This window comes from Halobiforma nitratireducens JCM 10879 (assembly GCF_000337895.1).
GTDB classification, from domain to species: domain Archaea; phylum Halobacteriota; class Halobacteria; order Halobacteriales; family Natrialbaceae; genus Natronobacterium; species Natronobacterium nitratireducens.
The window spans coordinates 1-3,114 of record NZ_AOMA01000083.1; the positions used below are offsets into that span (position 1 = coordinate 1).

General features: G+C 58.0%; 2 protein-coding genes and 1 pseudogene. 1 reads left to right on the top strand and 2 read right to left on the bottom strand.

Features of this window, described 5'->3' with window-relative positions:
- Nucleotides 1-116 precede the first annotated feature (116 nt).
- On the bottom strand, nt 117-506 hold the full coding sequence (locus C446_RS08510) for a hypothetical protein (protein WP_006672679.1): 390 nt from the start codon (nt 504-506) through the stop codon (nt 117-119).
- A 223-nt stretch (nt 507-729) separates the two neighbouring features.
- Between C446_RS08510 and C446_RS08515 the strand changes: the two genes are divergently transcribed.
- Nucleotides 730-1,206: an ArsR/SmtB family transcription factor gene (locus C446_RS08515; RefSeq protein WP_006672680.1), complete on the top strand. Its 477-nt coding sequence runs from the start codon at nt 730-732 to the stop codon at nt 1,204-1,206.
- Between the two features lie 9 nt (nt 1,207-1,215).
- Here C446_RS08515 and C446_RS08520 read toward each other — a convergent pair.
- A pseudogene (locus tag C446_RS08520) lies at nt 1,216-1,590 on the bottom strand (AAA family ATPase); the annotation flags it as partial.
- Between the last annotated feature and the right edge of the window lie 1,524 nt (nt 1,591-3,114).

Sequence of the window (3,114 nt, forward strand, 5' to 3'; positions counted from 1 at the left end):
CCAGCGTCTCTACAGGTAAAGCACTTCCCTAGACACTATGAGGCGGTGCCGGTCCATGGGTCTTGGGAGGAGGGGGACTTGCCACGGGTCCGAACGTTCGGACCCGGTTGTGGGAGTCAGTGCCGCGGTGCGCCGAACGGGTTCTTCTTCGCGCCCGACCGGAACGTGAGCCGGTCCTCGTCGTCCACGTGCTCGTACGGCTGGTCGTCGTCGTTCAACGCCTTCAGTTCGTCACCGGTCCGCAGGAACGCGAGGTTGTCGTCGCTGACATCGACCAGCTCCTTGATCTCGCGGACCGTGGTCTCCCGGCTGATCCGGATGCGCTGCCCCTTCACCTGCACCGTCTTCGCGGCATCGCTCCGCTGCTTGGGCTTCGTATCTGCGTGGCGTTTCCCCGACTCCTGGGCCTGCGGTCGCTTCCGGTTCCGCGCCGGTTTCGTCTCCGTCTTCCCGCGATCGTGCTGCGGCGTCGGCAGGTCATCGTCGGTGCTGTGGTCCTTACCCATGTGATAGTGTAACGTGGCCCACGACGATAAACTCTTTGGTGCAGTCCACCGCACAGTTGTGGTTATCCAGCACGGGTATGGCTGTCCGGCAGGATCCTGTGGACTCGGGACGGGGCTCCGGGATCGCCACGGGTCAGAGGGTGACCGTCGCGGTGTACTGCACCAGAGCCGACGCCCGCACCGTTCACTATCTTTAACCAGTTGGCCCAGTAACCCTGCAGGTATGGACGGAGCCGACGATGCTGCTGGGCCGGCGATAGAACGCTGGCAGGCGGTTGCGGAACTGTTCCAGGGCGTGGCCCATCCCGTGCGGGTGGCGATCCTCGAGTCGCTGGCCGGGGATGCGGACCGGCCGTTGACGGAGGTCGGTGCCGAGTTCGACTACTCAAGGAGCGCCGTCCAGAAGCACGTCAACACCCTGATCGAGGCCGACCTGGTGTACCGGCCGCAAGACACCGACCAGCACTACGCACTGACCCCGTTCGGCAAGTTCTTCGCCGCCTTCGTCGACCAGCACGCCGACACCCTCTATGAGGCGGTCCAGCGGACAGATGCCGCCGAGGCGGAAGCCAAGACGGAGTTCGAGGACGTCCCGCTGGATGACGCGACGCGGGAAAAAGCGGTCACGGCCCGGAAATGGGATCGTGTCGCTATTGAAGTGGAAGAGTTGCTGGATGAGGCGTCTGGTAGTGGAGAGTGAGCGGATGAGTTACTCTGCGAGTCCGTACTTTTCTTCGCGTTGGATGAAGGCCTGCTCTCCACCTTCCAGTATTGTCGTTACTTCTTCGCGGATTTCACTGTCTTCAAGCGGTCCGGCGGTGAATGAGATCTCGTTCTCTTCGTAGTTGGCAACGACCACCTGTTCGGCGTCGGTGTTTACCACGAGATTAGCGTTGTGGGTGGCGATGATGACCTGACGCTTCTTTTTGGCTTCCTTAAACGCATCTTTGAGCGTTTTGTAGATGAACCGGTTATCGAGGTTTTCTTCGGGCTGGTCGATGATCAGCGGTTTCTCGTCCTGAGCGAGCAGTATCTTGAGCAGGACTGTGCCTTTCTGACCCAGCGAGAGATCCTCCATCCGGGTTTCATCCAGCAGAATCTGTTCGGACAGTTTGAAGTTGTCAACGAAGNGAGCAGGACTGTGCCTTTCTGACCCAGCGAGAGATCCTCCATCCGGGTTTCATCCAGCAGAATCTGTTCGGACAGTTTGAAGTTGTCAACGAAGACGCGTTGCTCGAACTCTGCTGTGGATGCGTTCTCAAGCAGTTGATCTCGGAATTCGAGTGCCGCGTCCAGATATGTCCTGGCGTAATGTTCCAACTGTTCCGTATCGGTCATCGTCTGTTCAGCGGCCCGAATCACGGGTGAGAGTTCTGAGATGTTGACGCTGCGACCGTCAAGCAGATCGTATAGCTTCGACTGCAGTCCGTCTGCAACTTCCACGTCGGCGTCGAACCGGACGTCTTCCAGGATTGTAGACTGGTCGTTGGCGAACTCGGAGATCACCAGCGAGTACAGGCTCTTCAGGTCGTGGTAGGCCCTCACGTAGTCAATGAACGTGGATCGGCGGTGCTCAGTCAGATCGTCGATAGTGGCCTGCATCTCCTCCAAGGATGCTAACGCCTGTTCTTTCTCCTCCAACTCGTTTTTCCGCTCCCGTTTTTCGGTCAGTAAGTCGGAGAGTTCCTGGTCAATATCCTCCAGATCCCCCAATTCGTCACGGACGTCTTTCCTGTCTTCACGCAACTCCGATAGGCGGTCGCTGACGATCTGGTCGTACTGTTGAAGGGTATCGAGCGTGCCTTCGACATCGATCGGCTCGATCGTGATGTCGATGGAGATCTCTTCGGTGAGGGACTGGATTGCGGTGAGTTCGCTGTTGAACTCTTCGATCTCGTCAAGCCGTTCGATCTGGTCGGAGAGCCGGTCTTTGATCTCCTTCAGCGTCTGGATACGGTCGTTCAATCCGTCAAGTTCCTCCTGGAGCTCTGCAGAGGTGCTATCCTGGAGGGCGTCCCCATGTTCTTCCCGGAATTCCTCGATTTCTTTCTTTTTGTCCTCGAGCTTCCCTTTGGCGGTTTGCAGGTCAGATTCTGCATCGCTGATCCGTCTTTCGATCGTTTCCGGATCGTACTCGTGGATCCGGTTGGTCAGTTCCTCCAGTTCGTTTTCGAGTGTCTGGATACGGTCCTGTTTGGCTTCGAACCGTTCCATAAGTTCGGAGTCGGTGCTGCGGACGGACTGCTGGATGAGGTCCAGTACCTGATCGTGCATCCGGTCCTCATCGCGGCAGTACTCGGAGATTTTACCCTGGGGGAGGTATTCGATGTCGGAATGTGCGATGAGTGCGTCGTCGAGTACCGACTTCTCGAACGGGTCGATATCCCTCCCCCGGAACTCCATCTCTGTTGTGACTTCTGGGTGCTCGCCCTGGATCCGTTGGATGAACGAGTTGACGTCGATTTCTTCGTCGTTGTCAGTGGTATGCCGGTTCTGGTAGCAGTTCGCGATGAGATCAAGGAGTGCTGTTTTCCCGGCTCCTTTGCCACCGATCACCGTGACGAGGTTGGGGTTTAGCGGAAGGGTCGTATCGGAGATAGCGAGGCGG

Coding starts and splice junctions, on each gene's coding strand:
- C446_RS08510 (WP_006672679.1), bottom strand. CDS start 506: ATGGGTAAGGACCACAGCACCGACGATGACCTGCCGACGCCGCAGCAC.
- C446_RS08515 (WP_006672680.1), top strand. CDS start 730: ATGGACGGAGCCGACGATGCTGCTGGGCCGGCGATAGAACGCTGGCAG.